This window comes from Candidimonas humi (assembly GCF_019166065.1).
GTDB lineage: Bacteria > Pseudomonadota > Gammaproteobacteria > Burkholderiales > Burkholderiaceae_B > Candidimonas > Candidimonas humi.
On sequence record NZ_JAHTBN010000004.1, the window covers coordinates 456,976 to 479,144 of the forward strand.

Sequence of the window (22,169 nt, forward strand, 5' to 3'; positions counted from 1 at the left end):
GATCCGGGCCTAAATAACCTTGGCCGCGAGCAGGTCGTGCATGTGCAGGGCACCCAATAATAGCCCGTCGCGGTCGATCACGAGCATCTGGTTCAGGCGCCCCGCGTCCATCAGCGTGGCCGCCTCGATGGCCAGGGTGGACGGCTCGACGCTGCGCGGGTGCGTGCTCATGCCGTCGGCCACCGTCAGGGGCCGGATGTCGCCGTGGCGCTCTATCAGGCGGCGCAGGTCGCCGTCGGTGAATATGCCCACCGGGCGGCGCTGGGCGTCGACGATTATGGTCATGCCCATGCCTTTGGCCGACATTTCCGTGAGGGCGTCGGTGACCGATGTACCGACCGGCACGACCGGCAGCGCCGCGCCCTGGCGCATGATGTCGCGCACCCGGGTGAGCAGGCGCCTGCCCAGAGTACCACCGGGGTGCGAAAGCGCAAAGTCTTCGGCGCTGAAGCCGCGCGCCTCCAGGCAGGCTACCGCGATGGCGTCGCCCAGGGCCAGCATGGCCGTGGTGCTGGCCGTGGGCGCCAGGTTCAGCGGGCAGGCTTCCTGCGTGACATAGGTGTTCAGGTGCAGGTCGGCGGCGCGAGCCAGTTCCGATTGCGGATTGCCGGTCATGGCGATGATGGGCACGCCCATGCGCTTGGCCACCGACACGATGGTCAGCAGTTCCTGGCCCGAGCCCGAGTGCGACAGCGCCAGCACCAGGTCCTGGGCGGTGAGCATGCCCAGGTCGCCGTGCACGGCTTCCGCCCCGTGCATGAACAGCGCGGGAGTGCCGGTGGACGCGAGCGTGGCGGCGATCTTGCGGGCGATATGGCCCGATTTGCCCAGGCCCGTGACCACCACACGGCCGGCGCATGCCATGATCATCGCCACGGCGCGGCCGAAGTCGCCGTCCAGGCGTTGGTCCAGCGCCTGCAGCGCTGCGATTTCGATGCCCAGCGTACGGTGCGCCGAGGCGAGGATGTCGGCCGGAGCCTGCATATCGTTCATAGAGGGATTTTAAACGCAGCGGCAGGTCTGGGGCCTGTGATCCGGGAAAAAGATGCCGGGCCGGATCCAGGCCGTTCGTCGGCCAGGCCGGGGCCGACGGCACGACAGCATGCCCGCCCTTGGCGGCCGGGGCCGCGAGCGTGCAGCGTCTGCCGTTTGTGCCGCTTTTTGCACCGCTTCTTGCGTCACCCTTCGCACCGGCCCTTCGCACCGGCCCTTCGCACCGGCCCTTCGCACCGGCCCTTGCACCGGCCCTTGCACCGGCCCTTGCACCGGCCCTTGCACCGGCCCTTGCACCGGCCCTTGCACCGGCGGCGCCCGGTCCGGGCATGTTGCCGTCGCGGATTTCCGGGAGTATATTCTGGATTTATTGTGATTTCAGAAATTACCGAAAATAGAAAAATGACACTCGGGCCTCAAGCCGAACGCTTCGTGCTGCATTTCGGGGAAATGGGCAGCCGCTGGGGCGTGAACCGCACGGTCGGCCAGATCTATGCGCTGGTGTTTCTCTCGCCACGCCCGCTCAATGCCGACGAAATCGCCGAGACATTGGGCTTCTCGCGTTCCAACGTCAGCGTGAGCATCCACGAACTGCAGTCCTGGCGCCTGGTGCGCATGGTGCACCAGATCGGCGACCGGCGCGATTACTTCGAATCCCTCAAAGATGTCTGGGAAATCTTCCGCGTGCTGGTCGAGGAAAAGCGCAAGCGCGAAATCGACCCCACCCTGTCGCTGCTGCGCGGCCTGCTGCTGGAAACACCATCCAATGCCGACGAGACCTATGCCCAGCAGCGCATTACTGAAATGCTGGAACTCATCGAACTGAGCACGGCCTGGTTCGACGAGGTGCAGCGCCTGCCGCCCGAGACGCTCGAAAGCCTGATGCGCCTGGGCAGCAAAGTCCAGAAGGTCCTGGGATTCGCCGGGAAATTGCGCAAATGAACTGCGCCGGAGCATAACCATGCCAAATCTAGACGTCGTCGACTTGTCGCGCTTCCAGTTCGCGGCCACGGTCATGTATCACTTCCTGTTCGTGCCGCTGACCCTGGGGCTGTCGTTCCTGCTGGCCATCATGGAAAGCGTCTACGTCATGAGCGGGCGCGACATATGGCGCCGCATGACCCAGTTCTGGGGCACGCTGTTCGGCATCAACTTCGCCCTGGGGGTGGCCACCGGCGTGGTGATGGAGTTCCAGTTCGGCATGAACTGGGCCTACTACAGCCACTACGTCGGCGACATCTTCGGCGCGCCGCTGGCCATCGAGGGCCTGATGGCCTTCTTCCTCGAGGCCACCTTCGTAGGCTTGTTCTTCTTCGGCTGGGACCGCCTGTCCAAGGTCAGCCACCTGGCGGTGACCTGGCTGGTGGCCCTGGGAACCAATCTGTCGGCGCTGTGGATCCTGATCGCCAACGGCTGGATGCAGAACCCGGTGGGCGCGATATTCAATCCGCTTACCATGCGCATGGAAATGACCGACTTCGGCGCGGTCATCTTCAATCCGGTGGCGCAGGCCAAGTTCGTGCACACCGTCAGCGCCGGCTATGTCATGGGGGCGATCTTCGTCATGGGGGTCAGCGCCTGGTACATATTGCGCGGCCGGCACGTGGACCTGGCCAAGCGCTCGATGGTGGTGGCGGCCAGCTTCGGCCTGGCTTCCGCGCTGTCGGTGGTGGTGCTGGGTGACGAGAGCGGCTATCTCACCACCGAACACCAGAAGATGAAGATCGCGGCCATGGAGGCCATGTGGCACACCGAGCCGGCGCCCGCCAGCTTCAATCTGTTTGCCATTCCCGACCAGGCCAGGCAGCGCAATCACTTCGAAGTCCGTATCCCCTATGTCATGGGCATCATAGGCACGCGCTCGCTGACCACGCCGCTGCTGGGCATAGACGAACTGGTCAAGCGTGCGGACGCCCGCATCCGCAACGGCATCGTCGCCTACGAGGCGCTGCAGAAAGTGCGCGCGCATCCCTCCGACCAGGCGGCGCGCAAGGTGTTCGACGCCAATTGGCACGACCTGGGCTATGCGCTGCTGCTCAAGCGCTATGCGCCCGACATCACCAAGGCCACCGACCAGCAGATCGCGCGCGCGGCAGCCGACACGGTGCCGCAGGTGGCGCCGATGTTCTGGACCTTCCGCATCATGGTGGGCCTGGGCTTTTATTTCATATTGTTCTTTGCCGTGGCGTTCCTGCTGGCTTCCACCGGGCGCCTGCGGAAATACCCGCGCTTCCTGAAGATCGCGCTATGGAGCCTGCCGCTGCCCTGGATCGCGATCGAGTGCGGCTGGTTCGTGGCCGAGTTCGGGCGCCAGCCCTGGGTGATAGAGGGAGTGCTGCCTACTTACTATGCGGCCTCGGGCCTGTCCGTGGCCGACCTGGCCACCAGCCTGAGCATATTCCTGGTGCTCTACACGATACTGGCGGTGGTGGGGGCCAAGGTGATGCTGCATGCCATCCGCGGCGGCCCCGAAGACGAGGCGCACGGCCGGCGCCCCGAGCCGCCCTTGATCGGCGCCTCTTTCGGGGTGCACGGCACCCAGGCCGCCGAATAGCGCCATCACAGGGAAAGGAGAACCATCATGGAACAACTCATTCCGCTCGATTATTCCACCCTGCGTGTCGTCTGGTGGGCGCTGCTGGGCGCGCTGCTGGTGGGGTTCGCCGTCATGGACGGCTTCGACCTGGGCGTGGCCACGGTGCTGCCGCTGGTGGCGCGCAGCGACATCGAACGCCGCGTGGTCATCAATGTCGTGGGGCCGGTCTGGGAAGGCAACCAGGTGTGGCTGATCACCGGCGGCGGCGCGGCCTTCGCCGCCTGGCCGCTGGTCTACGCCTCGGCCTTTTCCGGGTTCTACCTGGCCATGATGCTGTTGCTGATCGCCCTGATCCTGCGGCCGGTAGGCTTCAAGTACCGCAGCAAGCTCGAGGCGCCGCGCTGGCGCTCGGCCTGGGATGCGGTGTTGTGCGGCTCGGGCCTGGTGGCCGCGCTGGTGTTCGGCGTGGCGGTGGGCAATCTGGTCGTCGGCGTGCCTTTCGGCTTCGACTCGCAGACCATGCGCCCGCTGTACGAGGGCAATTTCTTCGGCCTGTTCACGCCTTTCCCCCTGCTTAGCGGGTTATTGAGCGTATGCATGCTTGCCATGCACGGCTGCACGCTGCTGATGTGGAAGACGGACGCCGCCGTGGCGGCCCGCGCCCGCACAGTGGGCATTTGCTTCGCCCTGGCCTGCCTGGTCCTGTTCGCGCTGGGCGGCTGGTGGGTGGCGCACGGCTTGCCGGGCTATGTCGTCACCAGCGCGATCGACCCGGACCAATTGTCGAACCCGCTGGCCAAGACCGTGGCCGTCAGCGCCGGGGCCTGGATGCACAACTACGCGCGCTGGCCGGCGATGTGGATCGCGCCGGCGCTGGGCCTGGGCGGCGCGCTGCTGGCCGCGGCGCTGCTGGCCTTGCGCCGCGCCGCGCTGGCCTTCATTGCCTCGGTGCTGAGCGTGGCCGGCATCGTCCTGACCTTCGGCTTTTCGATGTTCCCGTTCCTGATGCCCTCGCTGCTGACGCCCAACGCCAGCCTGACCGTCTGGGACGCCTCGTCCAGCCGCATGACGTTGTGGATCATGCTGCTGGTGACGGCGGTGTTGCTGCCCATCGTGTCGATCTACACCGCCTGGGTCTACCGGGTGATGCGCGGCAAGGTGACGCAGGCTGCGCTGGGCGATTCGCCGCATGCCTATTGAACGAATGGAACGAATGGAACGAACGACGCCGGCCGGGCTGGAACCGGATCGGCCGGCGCATGAACCCGAACCTCTACAGGAAAACGAAAGGACATAGCCATGTGGTATTTCTCATGGATACTCGGCCTCGGGCTGGCCTGCTTTTTTTCCATCCTGAACGCAATGTGGTTCGAGTTGCGCGAGGGCGAATCCCATAACCCGCGCAATCCCAGCGCATACACCGATAACGCCGGCTGACTGGAGGCCGGCCTTGGCGGTAGAACCGGACGGCGCCGAAGCCGCGGCCGGGGCGCGCCTCGCGGCGCGCTGGCTGGCCGCTCTGGCTCGCCTGCCGCGCCTGGCCATGGCCTGGGCCCTGGCCGCGCCTTTGCTTGCGGGCTTGTTGCTGCTGCCGCAAGCCTGGTGGTTGGCGCGGGTGCTGGGCGGCGCCGTGGCCGGCTCGGGTCCGATCGCCGCCGGTCCCTGGATCGCGGCCATAGGCGGCCTGGTCGCGCTGCGCGCGGCCATTGCCTGGTCGGGCGAACGCGCCGCCAGCCGCGCCGCCGAGGCCATCAAGTCCTGGCTGCGCCAGGAGCTTTTTACCGGGATGCTGGAGCGCGGTCCGCAATGGACGCGGCACAGGGTCTCGGGCGAGCTGTCCAGCCTGGTGGTCGAGCAGGTCGAGGCGCTCGACGGCTATTTCTCGCGCTATCTGCCCGGAGCGATCGCCGCCGTCTTCCTGCCCCTGGCCTTCGGCCTGGTGCTGCTGCCCGTGGACTGGATCGTGGCGCTCATCGTGCTGCTGAGCGCGCCGCTGATCCCCGTGTTCATGGCGCTGGTGGGCTGGGGCGCCGAGGCCGCCAGCCGCCGCCACCAGGTCGCCATGGCGCGGCTGTCGGGCTTCTTCGCCGATCGCGTGCGCGGCGCCCAGACCCTCAAGCTGCTGGGCCGCGCCGAATCCGAGACCGCCGCGGTGGGCGCGGCCAGCGCCGATCTCAGCCGCAAGACCATGGCGGTGCTGCGCATCGCCTTCCTGTCTTCCGCCGTGCTGGAGTTCTTCGCCGCGCTGGGCGTGGCCGGGGTCGCGCTGTACATCGGCCTGAGCTATCTCGGCTACTTGCACTTGCGCGGTGAGGCGCTGGGCCTGCCGCTGGGACTGTTCTGCCTGTTGATGGCGCCCGAGATCTACAACCCCTTGCGCCAGTTCGCGGCCAATTACCACGACCGCGCCGCGGCGCGGGCCGCCGTGGACTGCCTGGCCGCCGTGTTCGGCACGCTGCCGGATCCAAGGCAAGCGCGCGCGTCCGGACCAGGTTCCCGTGCGAGCGAGGCGCAGCCGGATCTTGCGCGGACTGCCCATGGGACGACGGCGCCCCCCGAGGCTTGGCGAGCCTCCGCGCGGCGGGAAGAAGCCGGCCACGGGACGATGCCGAGTCCGCAGGACGGGGCGATGCGAGGCCCGCCGCGGCCGCTCTCGGTGGAGGTGCGCGGCGCGTGCCTGACGGTGCCGGGCCGCGCGCAACCTGTGCTGCAAGACCTGTCCTGGTCCCTGGCGCCCGGGGCCAGCCTGGCGCTGATGGGCCGCAGCGGCGCGGGCAAGACCACGTTGCTGGAAGCCCTGGCGGGCCTGCGCGGGCTGGACGCGGGCGAGATACTTCTGGATGGCCGCGGGCCGGGCGCTTGGCCGACTGCCGAACTGCGCCGCGCGGTCACGCTGATCGGCCAGCGGCCTTTCCTGCTGCCTGGCAGCGTGGCCGAGAATCTGCGCATCGCCGACCCCGAAGCCTCGGCTGAAGACTTGCTGCGGGCCCTGGACGAGGCCTGCGCCGGCGAGTTCGTGCGGGCGCTGCCGCAAGGCCTGGACACGCAATTGGGCGCGCGGGGGTACGGCTTGTCGGGCGGGCAATTGCAGCGGCTCTCGCTGGCGCGTTTATTCCTGACGCGGCCCGGGCTGGTCTTGCTGGACGAGCCCACCGCCAGCCTCGATCCCGGTAGCCGCGATCGGGTCATGGACGCGGTACTGCGCTTCGCCGCCGGGCGCACCTTGGTGGTCGCCACCCACGACACGGAGGTCGCGGTCCGGCTGGAGCGCAGCCTGCATTTGCCGCAAGGCGGGGGCCGGCCATGACCGGGAGATTGCCCGACCAAGGGCCCGGGTCCGATGTGCCGGGCGGGCTGCAGCCGCCGGAGCGGCTTGCCGGAGGCTTTCCGGGTTTGTTGGCCTTGATGCTGCCATGGCTCGTGCGGCGCCGCCGCAGCCTGCTGGCCGCCTTGCTGCTGGCCTGCTGCACGGTGGCCGCGGGCGTGGGCCTGCTGTCGGTGGCCGGCTGGTTCCTCACGGCCGCGTTTCTCGCCGGCGCCAAGCTGGCCTTCGATTTGTTCGCGCCCTCGGCGCTGGTGCGCGGCCTGGCGCTCGCGCGCATCGCGCTGCGCTATGCCGAGCGCGTCACGGGACACGGCGCCACGCTCGACCTGCTGGCCGACATGCGCACCGCGGTGTTCGGCGCCATCATGCGGCTCAGTCCGGCCCAGCTTGCCGGCTACCGGGACGGCGACCTCGTGGCCCGCCTGGCCGGCGACATCGACGCGCTGGATACCTTGTTTCTGCTGGTGATCGTACCGGCCTTGACGGCATTGGCCCTGGGGGCGGCGTACAGCCTGATCGCCGGGGCCTGGCTGCCACCCGCGGGCTGGCTGATCCTGGCGGCCATGCTGGTGGCGGCGTGCATTGTTCCATATTGCCTGGCGCGCGCCGCCGGCACATCGGGCCGACACGCCCAGGAAGCCGCATCCGCCGCGCGCGCCTTTGTGCACGAAGCCGTGGAAGGGCATGCGGACCTGGCGGCCTTCGCCGCCGAGCCGCGGGCGCAAGCACGCTTCGGGGATGCAGTGCGCAGCCTGGCCGGCACGCGCGACGCCGTGGCCGCGGCAGGGTCGGCGGGCCAGTTCGTGCAGCAACTGATCATGGGCCTGTGCCTGGTCGGCCTGCTGTGGCTGGGCCTGGGCGCGTTCCGCTCGCACGAGCTGGACGGCGCGGTATGGGCCGGGCTGGTATTGGGGCTGCTGGCCTTGTTCGAGGTGCTGGGGCCGCTGATGCGCGGCGCCGCGCGGCTGGGAACGGCAGCCGCCGCGGGCGCGCGGGTGCGTGCCTTGTTGCGCGAGCCGCCCGCGCTGCGGGACGTGCCCGATGTCCGTGCGCTGCCGCCGCGCGGCGCCTTGCGGGCCGAAGGCTTGGGATATGCCTATCCCGGCGCGGCGCACCCGGTGCTGGCCGGCTTGGACTTGCGGGTCGAGGCGAGCGAGCTCATCGGCATCGTAGGCGCGAGCGGCTGCGGCAAATCCACGCTGCTGGCACTGCTCATGCGCATCCACGACCCGTCCGAAGGTGAAATCACATACGGCGGCGTGCCCATCCGCCTGGCGGCGCAAAGCGAGCTGCATGCCCGCTGTACGCTGTTGTCGCAGCACAGCCCGGTGTTCCTGGGCACTGTGCGCAGCAATCTGTTGCTGGGCGATCCCGCGGCCGATGACGCGAAGCTCTGGCAGGCCCTGGAGCAGGCCCGGCTCGCGGATTTCGTGCGCACGCTGGAACAGGGCCTGGATACCTGGGTCGGCGAGGCGGGCCGGCTGCTGTCCGTGGGCCAGGCGCGGCGCCTTTGCCTGGCGCGCGCCATACTTGCGCCGGCTGTGGTATGGCTGCTGGACGAACCTACCGCAGGCCTGGACGAGCCCACCCAGCAGGCTTTCTTCTCCGACCTGGGACGGGCGGCCGCCGGCAGGACGGTGGTGCTGGCCACGCACGCGCGCCTGCCCGCCGGCGCGGTCGACCGGATCCTGCGTCTCGAAGGCGGGCGGCTGCATGCGGATTCGCCATAGGCACGCCGCGGAGGTTATAGTCGGGGTTGCAGTTCTTCCGCCAGCCCGCGCGCGCCGCGGCACTTCTCAGCTTTCCGACACTAGCCATGAACACCGATCCCGCCAGTTACATTTGCGAAGCGATCCGCAGCGTGCCGGACTGGCCCAAGCCGGGCGTCACGTTCCGCGACATTACCCCCGTATTGCAGAATCCCCGTTCCTTCCGCGTGCTGATAGACCTGTTCGTCTATCGCTATATTGGCCATCGGCTGGACCTGGTGGCCGGCGTCGATGCGCGCGGCTTCATCCTGGGCTCGGTGCTGGCCTATGAACTGAACCTGGGTTTCGTGCCGGTGCGCAAGAAGGGCAAGCTGCCGTTTCGCACTGTGGCCGAGGAATATACGCTGGAATACGGCAATGCGGCGGTCGAGATGCACACCGACGCGGTGCGGCCCGGCCAGCGCGTGCTGCTGATCGACGACCTGATCGCCACCGGCGGCACCATGCTGGCCGCCGCCAAGCTGCTGCAGCGGCTCGGCGCCAATGTGGTCGAGGCCGCAGCCATCATCGAACTGCCCGAACTGGGCGGTTCGCAGGCCGTCAAGGCCACCGGCCTGCCGCTGTATACGGTGTGCAGCTTCAGCGAGGCTGCGCCCGCGGGGCAGCGCGTGCCGGAACCTCCGCTGGCCTGAGGCTTCAGGCCGGCGTGCAGCCCGAACGGCGGCTGCTTCGGGATCGCAGCCGCACTGTTTTTTTCTTCGATTGCCGGCCCGTGCCGGCGCCTGCGCGTCGCGTCCGCGGCAGGCCTTCCCGACGGGCCTACAGGAACAGCCGGTAGGCCGGGTTGTCGGTTTCGTTCCAGTACGGGTAGCCCACGGTTTCCAGGAAATCCTTGAAGTGCGCCTTGTCGGCCGGAGGCACCTGGATGCCGACCAGGATGCGGCCGTAGTCGTCGCCCTGGTTGCGGTAGTGGAACAGGCTGATGTTCCAGTCCGGGTTCATGGCGTTCAGGAAGCGCATCAATGCGCCCGGGCGTTCGGGAAACTCGAAGCGGTACAGCACTTCGTTGCCGGCCAGCGCCGAACGGCCGCCCACCATGTAGCGCAGGTGCGCCTTGGCCATTTCGTCGTGGGTCAGGTCCAGCGTGGGAAAGCCCTTGCGGCGAAAGCCCGCCGCGATCTTGTCGGCTTCCTGCAGCGACGAGATCTGCAGGCCGACGAAGACGTGGGCCCGCTCGGAATCGGAAATGCGGTAGTTGAATTCGGTGACGCTGCGCCGCTCGCCCACCGCTTCGCAAAGGTCGCGGAAACTGCCGCGCTTCTCGGGCAAGGTGACGGCAAAGATGGCTTCGCGCGCCTCGCCCACTTCGGCGCGTTCGGCCACGAAGCGCAGCCGGTCGAAATTCATGTTGGCGCCGCAGGTAATGGCCACCAGGGTCTTGTTCTTCCACTTGTTCTGGGCGGCGTAGCGCTTGGCGCCGGCCAGGGCCAGCGCGCCGGCCGGTTCCAGCACGCTGCGGGTGTCCTGGAACACGTCCTTGATGCCGGCGCAGATGGCGTCGGTATCCACCGCTATGAAGTCGTCCACGTACTTGCGGGTCAGGCGGAACGTCTCGGCCCCGACCAGCTTGACGGCGGTGCCGTCCGAGAACAGGCCCACGTCGGACAGTTCCACGCGGCGTCCGGCCTTGACGCTGCGCATCATGGCGTCGGAATCGGTAGTCTGCACGCCGATGATCTTGATCTCGGGGCGTAGCTGCTTCACGTAGGCGGCCACGCCCGAGATCAGGCCGCCGCCGCCGATGGCCACGAAAATGGCGTCGATCGGGCCGGAGTGCTGGCGCAGGATTTCCATGCCCACCGTACCCTGGCCGGCGATCACGTCAGGGTCGTCGAAGGGATGCACGAAGGTGAGCTTTTCCTTCTGTTCCAGTTTCTTGGCGTGCAGATAGGCGTCGGAAAAGCTGTCGCCGGCCAGCACTACCTCGCCGCCGAAGCCGCGCACGGCGTCGATCTTGACCTGCGGGGTGGTGGTGGGCATGACGATGACCGCACGGCAGCCCAGGCGCCGCGCCGACAGGGCAACCCCCTGGGCGTGGTTGCCGGCCGAGGCGGCAATGACGCCGCGCTTGAGTTCGGCCGGGCTCAATTGCGCCATCTTGTTGTAGGCGCCGCGCAGCTTGAAGCTGAAGACCGCCTGGGTATCTTCACGCTTCAGGTATACCTTGTTGCCGATTCGTGCCGAAAGCTGAGGGGCGAGTTCCAGCGGGGATTCGATGGCGACGTCGTAGACTTTGGATGTGAGGATGCGCTTGAGGTAGTCGGTGGGCATGATGCGGGGCGGAAAGAACGGTGCGAGTCGGTAGCGAGTGATGAAAAGGCCCGAGGGCAGGGCGGCCGGCGGCAATACAGCCGGCGTTGCCGGCAGCCGGGTTCGGTCCCCAGAGCCGGTCAAACAGATTACCACAGCGATGTGCGCGGGCATTGGGGGCCCGCCGTAGCTGCGGCGCCGTCGGCCGGCGCTGGGACGAGTTCCTTGCGGCTACACTAAGGCCGCATGGAATATTTGCTCGATTCCCCCATACAGTGGCTGCTGGCCATGTTGGCCCTGCCCAAGGTGGGGCTGACGGCGATTTTCGTCGTCAGCCTGATATCGGCGACATTGCTGCCGCTGGGGTCCGAGCCGGCGGTGTTCGGCTACGTGAAGCTGGCGCCGGACATGTATTGGCTCGCCATAGGCGTGGCCACGCTCGGCAACACCCTGGGCGGCGTGATTACCTACTTCATGGGCGAGGGGGCGGAACGGGCCTACGAGCACTGGCGCCAGAAGCACGGCCACGAGCCGGGGCACGTCTCCGAATCGGCCACGCTGGCGGGCGGGCGCTGGCACGCGCAGATCAGCCGCTGGTCGCACCGCCTGGGTCCGTCCATCCTGTTGTTTTCCTGGCTGCCGGCCGTGGGAGACCCGCTGTGCGCGGTCGCCGGCTGGCTGCGCCTGTCGTTCTGGCCCTGCGTGTTGTACATGGCGGTGGGCAAATTCCTGCGCTATGCGCTGGTGACCGCCGGGCTGCTGTGGTTTTTCCCTCCGGCCTGAACTGAACAAGGGTTGCGGCCGGCGCTCGCCGCCTCGATTGCAAACTCGTATTACACTGTTTCTTTAATGGCTTTACCCTTTTTCGCCACGCCATGAATGCGCCCATAGCCAGTCAACTGCTTGCCGTCCAGGCCCCTGCCGCCGCCACGCGATTGCGTGAAATCCCCTACAACTACACCTCTTTCTCCGACCGCGAAATCGTCTCGCGGCTGCTGGGCGAGGAATCCTGGCAGTGGCTTTCCGAGTTGCGCGGCGAGCGCCGCACCGGCCGCTCGGCCCGCATGCTGTTCGAGGTGCTGGGCGACATCTGGGTGGTGCGCCGCAATCCGTACTTGCAGGACGACCTGCTGGACAACCCCAAGCGCCTGCATTTGCTGGTCGATGCCATGAACCATCGCCTGTCCGAGATCGACCGGCGCCGCGACCTGTCCGAGCCCGGGCGCGACGACAAGGTGGCGCATCTGCTGCAGGCTGCGCGCGGCGCGGTAGGCGCCTTCGCCGGCGAATTCGAGCAGACGCGCGAGTTGCGCAAGCGGGTCTTGCGCCGGCTGGGCCGCGCTACCGCGCGCGACAACATCAAGTTCGACGCGCTGTCGCGCGTCTCGCACGTCACCGACGCCACCGATTGGCGCGTCGAATACCCCTTCGTGGTGCTGACGCCCGATTCCGAGGCCGAAATGGCGCCGCTGGTGCGCGCCTGTATCGAACTGGACATGACCATCATCCCGCGCGGCGGCGGCACCGGCTACACGGGCGGCGCCATTCCGCTGTCCTGGCGCTCGGTGGTCATCAACACCGAAAAGCTCGATGCGCTCGGGGCGGTCGAGACCGGCAGCCTGCCGGGCGTGGACGAGCCCGTGGCCACGGTGCTCACCGGCGCCGGCGTGGTCACGAAACGCGTGGCCGAAGCGGCGGAAGCCGCGGGCTTCGTGTTCGCGGTCGATCCGACCTCGGCCGATGCGTCCTGTGTGGGCGGCAATGTCGCCATGAATGCCGGCGGCAAGAAGGCGGTGCTGTGGGGTACGGCGCTGGACAACCTGGCCTGGTGGCGCATGGTCGACCCGGAAGGCAACTGGCTGGAGGTCACGCGGCTCGAGCACAATATGGGCAAGATCCACGACGTGGCGCAGGCGCGCTTCGAACTCAAGTGGTTCGACGGCAACCATGCGCCCGGCGAGCGGCCGTTGCGCAGCGAGATGTTGGTCATCGACGGCGCGCGTTTCCGCAAGGCGGGCCTGGGCAAGGACGTGACCGACAAGTTCCTGGCCGGCCTGCCGGGCGTGCAGAAAGAAGGCTGCGACGGCCTGATCACGTCCGCGCGCTGGGTGCTGCACCGCATGCCGGCGCACACGCGCACGGTATGCCTGGAATTCTTCGGCCAGGCGCGCGACGCCATTCCCTCGATCGTCGAGATCAAGAACTACCTGGACGGCCCGGGCCGGGCGCGCGGTGCCATCCTGGCCGGCCTCGAGCACCTGGACGAGCGCTACCTGCGCGCGGTCGGCTACGCCACCAAGAGCAAGCGCGGCGGCTTTCCCAAGATGGTGCTGTTCGGCGACATCGTGGGCGATGACCCCGATGCCGTGGCCGTGGCCGCCAGCGAAGTGGTGCGCCTGGCCAATACCCGCCACGGCGAGGGTTTCGTGGCCGTCAGCGCCGAGGCGCGCAAGAAATTCTGGCTCGACCGGTCCCGCACCGCCGCCATCGCGCGCCACACCAATGCCTTCAAGATCAATGAAGACGTGGTGATCCCGCTCGACCGCATGGGCGAATACACGGACGCGATCGAACGCATCAATATCGAACTGTCCACGCACAACAAGCTGCGCCTGCTCGACCAGCTCGAGGAATTCCTGGGCGGCGAGCTGCCCGTGGGCAAGGCCGAAGACATCGAAGACGCCGAGCACACGCGCGCTGAAGTGCTGGCCGAGCGCACCCGCGAGGCCGTGGCCACGCTGCGCGCCGCCCGCGTGCGCTGGAACTGGCTGCTGGACAATCTCGACATGCCGCTGGCGCAGGCGCTGCCCACGCTGCGCGACCTGGGGCTGGAAGCGCTGGAAGAAACTTTGCGCGAGCGCGTGGCCCGGCAGCCGCAGGCGCGGGTATTCGACGTGCTGCAGGACCGCACGATACGCGTGTCCTGGAAGACCGAAGTCCGGTCGCCGATGGAGAACTTCTTTTCGGGCGCCGATTGTGCCGCGGTGCTGGCCGAAATCCAGGCCATCCACGACCGCGTGCTCAAGGGGCGCGTGTTCGTGGCGCTGCACATGCACGCCGGCGACGGCAATGTGCACACCAACATCCCGGTGAATTCCGACAACTACGAGATGCTGCGCGAGGCCAACGAGGCGGTGGCGCACATCATGCAGATCGCCCGCGACCTGGACGGCGTCATTTCCGGCGAGCACGGCATCGGCCTGACCAAGTACGAATTTCTTACGCAGGCCGAGCTGCAGCCCTTCCAGGACTACAAGCGGCGCATCGATCCAGCCGGCCGCTTCAACGGCGGCAAGCTCATGCCCGGCGCCGACCTGAGCCGCGCCTGGACGCCCAGCTTCAACCTGATGGGCTACGAATCGCTGATCATGCAGCAAAGCGAGATCGGCGCGATTTCCCATGCCATCAAGGATTGCCTGCGCTGCGGCAAGTGCAAGCCGGTCTGCGCTACCCACGTGCCGCGCGCCAATCTGCTGTACTCGCCGCGCAACAAGATCCTGGCCACCTCGCTGCTGATCGAGGCCTTCCTGTACGAAGAACAGACGCGCCGCGGCGTCAGCCTCAAGCACTGGGAAGAATTCGAAGACGTCGCCGACCATTGCACGGTCTGCCACAAGTGCTACAACCCCTGTCCGGTCGACATTGATTTCGGCGACGTGTCCATGGACATGCGCGCGCTGCTGCGCCGCATGGGCAAGAAGTCGTTCAACCCTGGCACCGCGGCCTCGATGTTCTTCCTCAATGCCAAGGATCCGCGTGTCATCAAGGCCACGCGCAAGGCCATGATAGACGTGGGCTACAAGGCGCAGCGCATCGCCCACGACTTCCTGTCGGCGGCCTCGCGCAAGCAGACGCAGCATCCCCCGGCCACGGTGGGCAAGGCGCCGATACGCGAGCAGGTGATCCACTTCGTCAACAAGAAGATGCCGGGCGGCCTGCCCAAGCAGACGGTGCGCAAGCTGCTGGACATCGAAGATCCCGACTACGTGCCCATCATCCGCAATCCGGCCTCCACCACGCCGGAATCCGAGGCCGTGTTCTATTTTCCGGGCTGCGGCTCCGAGCGCCTGTTCTCGCAGGTGGGCCTGGCCACCCAGGCCATGCTCTGGCACGTGGGCGTGCAGACCGTGCTGCCGCCGGGCTACCTGTGCTGCGGTTACCCGCAGCGCGGCAACGGCATGTACGACAAGGCCGAGAAGATCATCACCGACAACCGCGTGCTGTTCCACCGCATGGCGAACACGCTGAACTACCTCGACATCAAGACGGTGGTAGTCAGTTGCGGCACTTGCTACGACCAGTTGTCCAGCTACGAGTTCGACAAGATCTTCCCGGGCTGCCGCCTGATCGACATCCACGAATACCTGCTCGAAAAAGACCAGCGGCTCGAGGGTATACAGGGCGTGCGCTACATGTACCACGACCCCTGCCATACGCCCATGAAGCTGCAGGACCCGATGAAGACCGTCAAGTCGCTGGTGGGCGACACGACCATCAAGGCCGACCGCTGCTGCGGCGAATCCGGCACGCTGGCCGTCAGCCGCCCCGACATTTCCACCCAGGTGCGCTTCCGCAAGCAGGAAGAGCTGGCCAAGAACCAGGCGGCGGTGCGCGCCGACGGCTTCGAAGGCGAGGTCAAGATCCTCACCTCCTGCCCGTCCTGCCTGCAGGGGCTGATCCGCTACCAGGGCGACACCGGCATGGACGCGGACTACATCGTGATCGAGATGGCGCGCCACATCCTGGGCGAGACCTGGATGGAATCCTATGTGCGCGATGCCAACGCCGGAGGCATAGAGCGGGTGTTGGTGTAGGGCTGGTAAAGGCGGCAGGCTTGGGCCTGCCGCCCATCGATCGCTATGTGGCCGGCGCGCAAGCGCGATGTGCGGCCGCGTCGGTCACACCGTGGCGATAGTCACGCCCTTGGCTTCCAGGTCTGCCCTGATTTTCTTTGCGAACTGTGCGGCGCCGGGCTGGTCGCCGTGCAGGCATAGCGTGTCGGCCTGTACCTCGGCCTCGGTGCCCTGGCGCGTGGTCACGCGCCCGCGCTGCACCATGGACAGCACTTGGCGCAGCGACGCGTCGGCGTCCTCTATCATGGCGCCGGGCAGCGAGCGCGGGGTGAGGCTGCCGTCGGCTTCATAGCTGCGGTCGCCGAACACTTCCTGCGCGACGCGCAGGCCCAGGGCCTGGCCGGCGCGGACCAGCTCGCTGCCGGCCAGGCCGTAGACGATCAAGCCGGGATCCACATCGCGCATCGCGCGGCATATGGCATCGGCCAGCGCGGTGTCGCGCGCCGCCATGTTGTATAGCGCGCCGTGCGCCTTGACGTGATGCAGCTTGCCGCCCTGGCTGGCCGCCACCGCCGCGAGCGCGCCGATCTGAACCACTACGCAATCGTAGGCTTCTTGCGGACTCAGGCGGATTTCGCGGCGCCCGAAGCCCAGCAGGTCGGGCAGGCTGGGATGGGCGCCCACGGCCACGCCATGCTCGAGCGCGGCGGCCACGGTCTTGCGCATGGTGCCGGGGTCGCCGCCGTGGAAACCACAGGCGATGTTGGCCGAGCTGACGTAGGGCAGCACGGCGAGATCGTCGCCCATTTTCCAGGCGCCGTAGCTCTCGCCCATGTCGCAATTCAAGTCGAGTTTGTTCATGAGAGGGTCTCGCTTTCGCTAGCTATATACGATCGGGGTCCAGCCTGGCAGGCTCGCTGCCATTGCCATTGCCATTGCCATTGCCATTGCCATTGCCATTGCCATTGCCATTGCCAGTGCCATTGCCAGTGCCATTGCCAGTGCCAGTGCCAGTGCCAGTGCCAGTGCCAGTGCCATTATCGCCGGCCCGGGTAGCGGAGCCTGTAACGGCCTTCGCAGGGGCATTGATATCGGCATCCGCGCTTGTATCGGCGCCGGCATGGGCGCCCAGCAATTCGCGCAGCGGCGCCAGCGCCTGGCTCAGGCGTGCGAAGGCCGTCTCGCGCTGGGCATCGAGGCGCTGTGCGGCGTCGATATCGATTTCTTCGAAACCTACGCTGTCGCCCGGCAGGCTCTGGGCGAGCAGCGGCAGGTCCACGGTGGCCACTTGGGCGATCTTGGGGTAGCCGCCGGTGGTCTGCCGGTCGGCCATGAGCACGATGGGCTGCCCATCGGCGGGCACCTGCACGGTGCCGAAGCAGGTGGCTTCGGAGAGCAGTTGCTGCGGCCGCTGCAGTTCGAGCCTTGGGCCCTGCAGGCGGTAGCCCATGCGTTCGGACTGGGGGCTGATGCGGAAGGGCGCCGAATAGAAATCGCGCAGGGTTTCGGCCTTGAACAGCGCGGCATGTCCGCCGCGCAGCGCACGCAGCCGGGGCCGCGCGGGCATGCCCAGGTTCGATGGCAAGTAGATGCGCAGGTTCCAGAGTTCCCTGGCCAGCTCTTCCAGCCCCGTGTCCGGCAGTTCGCGGCACAAGGGGACGACATCGCCCGCCGCCAAGGCCCGGCCCTGGTAGCCGCCATAGTGTCCGCGCAGGTTGGTGCTGCGGCTGCCCAGCACAGGTGCCAGCGCGAAGCCGCCATGTACCGCCAGGTAGGCGCGCGCCCCTTGCTGGCGGGCGCCGAATTTCAATGTTTCGCCCGCGCGCGCGATGATGGGGCGGTTATTGGGTACCGGCCGTCCATCCAGGGTGGCTTGCAGATTCGCGCCGCATACCGCCAGGCAGCAGGGCGCATCGACGCGCAGCCGCGGGCCGAGCAGGGTGATTTCAAGCGTGGCATCGCTTTCGGCATTGCCGGCCAGCAGATTGGCGAGCCTGTGGGCGCGTTCGTCCATGGCGCCGCCGACCGGCACGCCCAGGTGCTGCAGCCCGTGCCGGCCCAGGTCCTGGAAGCTGGAGAGCAGTCCGGGGGCGAGTACGGTCAGGGACATGAAATAGCCCTCCGGTGGCGGCGACATGTATTTCCGGGACCACCGTGCAAGAACGATAGTCCGTGGGACAGTGGCCGGTTGCGGAACAGTGAGCGCATGCGGGAAACCGACAGGTAGTGGAGGAATGGCCGCATGTTGGAAAACGATAGGCAGCGCAGGAGTGGCCGCAAGAGGGAAACCGATAGCTCGTCGGAAAATGGCCTCGAGTGGAAAAACGATCGGCCCTGGAAGAAAGGCTGGGCATGGGCGGATGCGTTCATGGCCGCAGCCCCCGGGCCGCGCGGAATTCCTCTTGCGACACCGGCACGAAGCGCACGCTGTCTCCGGGGGCGAGCAGCGTGGGCGGCTCGGCGGACGGATCGAATAGTGTGGCCTTGGTCGCGCCTATGATGTGCCAGCCCCCCGGCGAGGATTCGGGGTAGATCATGGTCTGCCGGTTGGCGATGGCCACCGAGCCCGCAGGCAGCGAGACGCGGGGAGAACTGCGCCGCGGGATGTCCAGGCGCTGGTCTATCAGGCCGAGATAAGGGGCGCCGGCGGCGAAGCCCAGCATCAGCACCTGCACCAGGGTGGCGCTGTGCAGGCGCACGACATCGGCTTCGCTCAGGCCGCAGTGTTCGGCCACTTGCGGCAGGTCGGGACCGTATTCGCCGCCGTAGCAGACTTCGATGTCCACTTGCCTGGCCGCGCCCGGCTCGAGCCCGCCGGTAAAGGCTTGCCGCAGCCGCTCGTCGATTTTCTGCGCCAGGGCCGGGCTATGCCGTGTGTCGGCGCAAGGATGGTGGTGCACCGCTACGCTATTGTAGGTAGGCACGATGTCGCGTATTTCGTCCAGGCCGGCCTCGCGCAGCGCCGCGGCGGCGGCGATGCAGCGCCGGCTGGTGGCCGGGTCGATGCCCGAGCCGAACACCAGTATCAGGCAGCGGTCTCCCTGCGGAACGATCTTCCAGTCTTGTTGCGGCTGGTCGGATAGTCTGGCCGTGGCCATTTCGATTCGCTCCCGGCGCGGCGTGGCGCAGTGTGGAATAGTCACGAGTCTGGGCGCCCGCGGCTCGGGCCGGTAGGGCGCGCCGCGCCGGTCACTGGGCGCTTACCGCAGTTTTAGCATGTTTGCGCAGGCTTACGCGGCCGATACGGGCAGGTGACGCAGCACACGCGTGGCGGGGAAGTGCAGCGAGAACACGCTGCCCTCGCCGTGGCGGCTGCGGATCGAGAACTCAGCCTGGTGGCGCATGGCGATGTGCTTGGTGATCGCCAGTCCGAGGCCGGTGCCGCCCGTGCCGCGCGAGCGGCCCCGGTCCACGCGATAGAAGCGTTCCGTCAGCCGGGGTATGTCTTCCTGGGCGATGCCTATGCCAGTGTCCTGTACGCTGTAGCAGGCGCGCCCGTCGTCGGTCGTGTGCCAACTGGCGGTGATGGTGCCGCCCTTGGGCGTGTAGCGCACGGCGTTGGTCAGCAGGTTGGAGATGGCCGAGGCAAGCTCGGTTTCGGTGCCGCGCAATCCCAGCTTGTCGTCGACGTTCTCGACGAAGATATGGTCCCCGTTGGACAGCGCCCTGGCTTGCTGCATGGCGTTGTGCACCAGCAGCGCCACCCGCACCGGCGTGCCTTCCGCGGCCGGCGAGGATTCAAGCGTAGAAAGCGTCAGCAGGTCGTTGACGATGGCTTCCATGCGCCGCGCCTGCTCGTACATGAGCTTCAGGTAATGGGCCTTCTGTTCGGCGCTCAGCGCGCCCTCGGGCATCTCGCGCATGGTTTCCAGGAATCCGGACAGCACGGTCAGCGGCGTACGCAATTCGTGCGATACGTTGGCCACGAAGTCCTTGCGCGTGGTCTCCAGTTTTTCGACCTGGGTCACGTCGCGGGTGACGACCAGGAATTGCCCCACCCCGTAGGGAGCCATCTGCACCTGCAGCGCCTTGTCGTGTCCGCCGCTCTGGTGATGCAGCAGCAGGGATGCGGGCCAGCTTTCCTGGCGCGCGTAGCTGGCGAACTCGGGCGAGCGCAGTATGTGGAAGATGCTGGAGTTCTTGTCCCGCTCCGGGTCCAGGCCCAGGTGCTCGCAAGCGGTGCGGTTGCTCCAGATGAGCTGCATGGTTTCGTTGAGCGCGATCGCGCCGTCGGGCAGGGCCTGGGCGGCCAGCATGATCTGGTCGATCTGCTGCTGCATGTGGTTCATCTCGATCGCGTTCTTGCGCAGCTTGCGATAAACCGGGGCGAGCGCGTCGTCCCAGGGTCCGATGGACAAGGGCAGTGGCGTTTCGGTGTCCTGCGCCCAGCGCGCCACCCGGGCCAGGCGCAGGCCGCCGGCCAGCACCGCCAGCAGGAGGCCGCAGGCGAATACCTGCCAGCTCAGCAGCGGCCGGGTCCAGGTTCCCAGGGCGAAGCAGAGCGCCGCCCACACGGCCACGGGCCCCCAGCGCCTGGCCAGGTCGGCGGGCGTCAGGCGCGGGCGCGCGGGACCGGGTTTATTCGGAACTGGCGCCATATACCGTGCAGCGATAGCCCGTGCCGCGCACGGTCTCGATATAGCGGTCGTGGCCGCTGGGTTCCAGGGCCTTGCGCAGGCGCCGGATGTGCACGTCGACCGTGCGTTCCTCGACGAAGACATGGTCGCCCCAGACCTGGTCCAGCAACTGGCCGCGCGAGAACACGCGCTCGGTGTGGGTCATGAAGAAATGCAGCAGGCGGAATTCGGTGGGGCCGACAGCCAGCACGCGGTCGTCGCCCATCACGCGATGCGTGGCGGGGTCCAGCGACAGCGTGCCGATGCGCACCACGTCGTCGGTCAGTTGCGGGGCGCGCCGCCGCAGCACCGCCTTGATGCGCGCCAGCAGTTCCTTGGGCGAGAAGGGCTTGGTGATGTAGTCGTCGGCGCCGGATTCCAGGCCTTCGAGCTTGTCCTGTTCGGCGCCCTTGGCGGTCAGCATGATGATGGGCACTGCGCGGGTGCGCTCGTCGGCGCGCAGCTTGCGGGCCAGGGTGATGCCCGAGGCGCCCGGCAGCATCCAGTCGAGCAGGATCAAGTCGGGCAGTTCGGCCTGGATCAGTGTCTGCGCCTGTTCGGCATCGAGCGCGCGCAGCACCTTGTGGCCGGCGAAACCCAGGTTCACGGAGATCAGTTCCTGGATGGCGGGTTCGTCTTCTACGACAAGTATCGTGGAATTCATGGCACCTGAAATGATATAGCAAGCGGCGCTTGCCTCGTTGTGGCGGATGCCATGATATGACGCGAATGTTGCAGGTTTGTGAACGTCGCCGCAGGGCGGATGGGTTACCATAACCACTATGTCGAACACATCCCCGAACACCAGCCCGGACCCGGCGCAAGCGTCGCCCGGGGCGACCACGCATTTCGGCTACGAAACCGTAAAAGAGGCCGATAAGGCGGCCAAGGTCGCCCAGGTCTTCCATTCCGTGGCCAGCCGCTACGACCTCATGAACGACCTCATGTCGGGCGGCATGCACAGGCTCTGGAAGGCCTTCACCATCGGCCGCGCCGATGTGCGCCCGGGCATGAAAGTGCTGGACATCGCCGGCGGCACGGGCGATCTCGCCCGGGCCTTCGCCAAGCGCGCAGGCCCGAGCGGCGAGGTGTGGCTGACCGACATCAACGATTCCATGCTGCGGGTGGGGCGCGACCGCCTCATCGACCGCGGGCTGTTGGTGCCCGTGGCGGTCTGCGACGCCGAGCGGCTGCCGTTTCCTACCGGATACTTCGACCGCGTCAGCGTCGCCTTCGGCCTGCGCAACATGACGCATAAAGATGTTGCCCTGGCCGAAATGCGCCGGGTGCTCAAGCCCGGCGGCAAGCTGCTGGTGCTGGAGTTCTCGCGCATCGCCAAGCCCCTGGCGCCGGCCTACGACTGGTATTCCTTCAATATCCTGCCCTGGCTGGGCCAGAAGGTGGCCGGCGACGAGGCCAGCTACCGCTACCTGGCCGAATCCATACGCATGCATCCGGACCAGGCCACCCTGGCCGCCATGCTCGAGACCGCCGGCCTGTCGCAGGTGCGCTACTTCAATCTTTGCGCCGGACTGGTGGCGTTGCACGAAGGCGTCAACCTGGGCTGAAAGGTTTGTTCAGTTTCCTGTAAGTTTTGTGCTATGCTTTGCCGCTAGCATTAAAACTCGCCGGCCAACCCGGCGCCACAGGAGCATTTCCATGTCCCTCCGGATTTCCAGGCTGTTTGCCACCGCGATGCTGATCGTATCGGCGGTGGGCATGCTGACCGTCTCGTTCGACGCCCAGGCCCGCCGCATGGGCGGCGGCAGCAGCTTCGGCCGCCAATCGGCCAATATCACCCAGAAACGCCAGGCGGTCACGCCTCCGGCGGCCAGCACGGCCGTGCCCAGGGCGGCCGCGCCCGCGGCGGCCGGCGCCACCGGTGCC

16 protein-coding genes and 2 pseudogenes are annotated in these 22,169 nt (G+C 67.3%); 11 read left to right on the forward strand and 7 right to left on the reverse strand.

The window, feature by feature from the left end:
- Positions 1-9: 9 nt before the first annotated feature.
- Positions 10-993, reverse strand: coding sequence for a KpsF/GutQ family sugar-phosphate isomerase (locus KVP10_RS12750; RefSeq protein WP_217964957.1), 984 nt, complete (start codon positions 991-993; stop codon positions 10-12).
- Between the two features lie 402 nt (positions 994-1,395).
- Between KVP10_RS12750 and KVP10_RS12755 the strand changes: the two genes are divergently transcribed.
- The 7 genes from KVP10_RS12755 to KVP10_RS12785 all read left to right on the forward strand — a co-directional run bounded on the left by KVP10_RS12755 (position 1,396) and on the right by KVP10_RS12785 (position 9,255).
- A complete protein-coding gene (locus KVP10_RS12755) occupies positions 1,396-1,935 on the forward strand; it encodes a GbsR/MarR family transcriptional regulator (RefSeq protein WP_217964958.1) in 540 nt (179 codons plus the stop codon).
- A gap of 19 nt (positions 1,936-1,954) precedes the next feature.
- Entirely contained in the window at positions 1,955-3,547 is a 1,593-nt protein-coding gene (locus tag KVP10_RS12760; RefSeq protein ID WP_217964959.1) for a cytochrome ubiquinol oxidase subunit I, read from the forward strand.
- Between the two features lie 27 nt (positions 3,548-3,574).
- Positions 3,575-4,729, forward strand: coding sequence for a cytochrome d ubiquinol oxidase subunit II (cydB, locus tag KVP10_RS12765; RefSeq protein WP_217964960.1), 1,155 nt, complete (start codon positions 3,575-3,577; stop codon positions 4,727-4,729).
- A gap of 99 nt (positions 4,730-4,828) precedes the next feature.
- Positions 4,829-4,966 carry a cytochrome bd-I oxidase subunit CydX gene (cydX, locus tag KVP10_RS12770; RefSeq protein WP_217964961.1) on the forward strand — a complete coding sequence of 46 codons (138 nt, stop codon included), beginning with the start codon at positions 4,829-4,831 and terminating at the stop codon, positions 4,964-4,966.
- 106 nt (positions 4,967-5,072) lie between these two features.
- Positions 5,073-6,836, forward strand: coding sequence for a thiol reductant ABC exporter subunit CydD (cydD, locus tag KVP10_RS12775; RefSeq protein ID WP_217965009.1), 1,764 nt, complete (start codon positions 5,073-5,075; stop codon positions 6,834-6,836).
- A gap of 98 nt (positions 6,837-6,934) precedes the next feature.
- Positions 6,935-8,584, forward strand: a complete 1,650-nt coding sequence (cydC, locus tag KVP10_RS12780) for a thiol reductant ABC exporter subunit CydC (RefSeq protein ID WP_217965010.1) — start codon at positions 6,935-6,937, stop codon at positions 8,582-8,584.
- Positions 8,585-8,670: 86 nt separating this feature from the next.
- Positions 8,671-9,255 (forward strand): adenine phosphoribosyltransferase, encoded by a 585-nt coding sequence (locus tag KVP10_RS12785; RefSeq protein ID WP_217964962.1) that lies wholly within the window; start codon positions 8,671-8,673, stop codon positions 9,253-9,255.
- A 127-nt stretch (positions 9,256-9,382) separates the two neighbouring features.
- Here the strand turns inward: KVP10_RS12785 and ilvA are convergent, their stop codons facing one another.
- Entirely contained in the window at positions 9,383-10,894 is a 1,512-nt protein-coding gene (gene ilvA, locus KVP10_RS12790; RefSeq protein WP_217964963.1) for a threonine ammonia-lyase, biosynthetic, read from the reverse strand.
- 225 nt (positions 10,895-11,119) lie between these two features.
- Here ilvA and KVP10_RS12795 point away from each other — a divergent pair, with 225 nt between their 5' ends.
- The gene (locus tag KVP10_RS12795; RefSeq protein ID WP_217964964.1) at positions 11,120-11,656 is read left to right on the forward strand and encodes a YqaA family protein; all 537 of its coding nucleotides are present in this window, start codon (positions 11,120-11,122) and stop codon (positions 11,654-11,656) included.
- 92 nt (positions 11,657-11,748) lie between these two features.
- Entirely contained in the window at positions 11,749-15,687 is a 3,939-nt protein-coding gene (locus KVP10_RS12800; protein WP_217964965.1) for a DUF3683 domain-containing protein, read from the forward strand.
- Positions 15,688-15,771: 84 nt separating this feature from the next.
- On the opposite strand, the gene KVP10_RS12805 is transcribed toward KVP10_RS12800, so the two are convergent.
- The 5 genes and pseudogenes from KVP10_RS12805 to phoB form a co-directional block, all read right to left on the reverse strand.
- On the reverse strand, positions 15,772-16,527 hold the full coding sequence (locus KVP10_RS12805; RefSeq protein ID WP_217964966.1) for a LamB/YcsF family protein: 756 nt from the start codon (positions 16,525-16,527) through the stop codon (positions 15,772-15,774).
- Between the two features lie 268 nt (positions 16,528-16,795).
- Positions 16,796-17,776, reverse strand: a pseudogene (locus tag KVP10_RS12810) (5-oxoprolinase subunit C family protein); the annotation flags it as partial.
- A gap of 256 nt (positions 17,777-18,032) precedes the next feature.
- A complete protein-coding gene (pxpB, locus tag KVP10_RS12815) occupies positions 18,033-18,764 on the reverse strand; it encodes a 5-oxoprolinase subunit PxpB (protein ID WP_217964968.1) in 732 nt (243 codons plus the stop codon).
- Positions 18,765-18,896: 132 nt separating this feature from the next.
- Entirely contained in the window at positions 18,897-20,264 is a 1,368-nt protein-coding gene (phoR, locus tag KVP10_RS12820) for a phosphate regulon sensor histidine kinase PhoR (protein ID WP_217964969.1), read from the reverse strand.
- Positions 20,245-20,946: a phosphate regulon transcriptional regulator PhoB gene (phoB, locus tag KVP10_RS12825; RefSeq protein WP_217964970.1), complete on the reverse strand. Its 702-nt coding sequence runs from the start codon at positions 20,944-20,946 to the stop codon at positions 20,245-20,247. Before phoB ends, phoR begins: the two co-directional genes overlap by 20 nt.
- 118 nt (positions 20,947-21,064) lie before the next feature.
- Between phoB and ubiE the strand changes: the two genes are divergently transcribed.
- Positions 21,065-21,850 (forward strand): bifunctional demethylmenaquinone methyltransferase/2-methoxy-6-polyprenyl-1,4-benzoquinol methylase UbiE, encoded by a 786-nt coding sequence (gene ubiE / locus KVP10_RS12830; RefSeq protein ID WP_217964971.1) that lies wholly within the window; start codon positions 21,065-21,067, stop codon positions 21,848-21,850.
- Positions 21,851-21,941: 91 nt separating this feature from the next.
- Positions 21,942-22,169 (forward strand): annotated as a pseudogene (locus KVP10_RS12835) (Tim44 domain-containing protein); the annotation flags it as partial.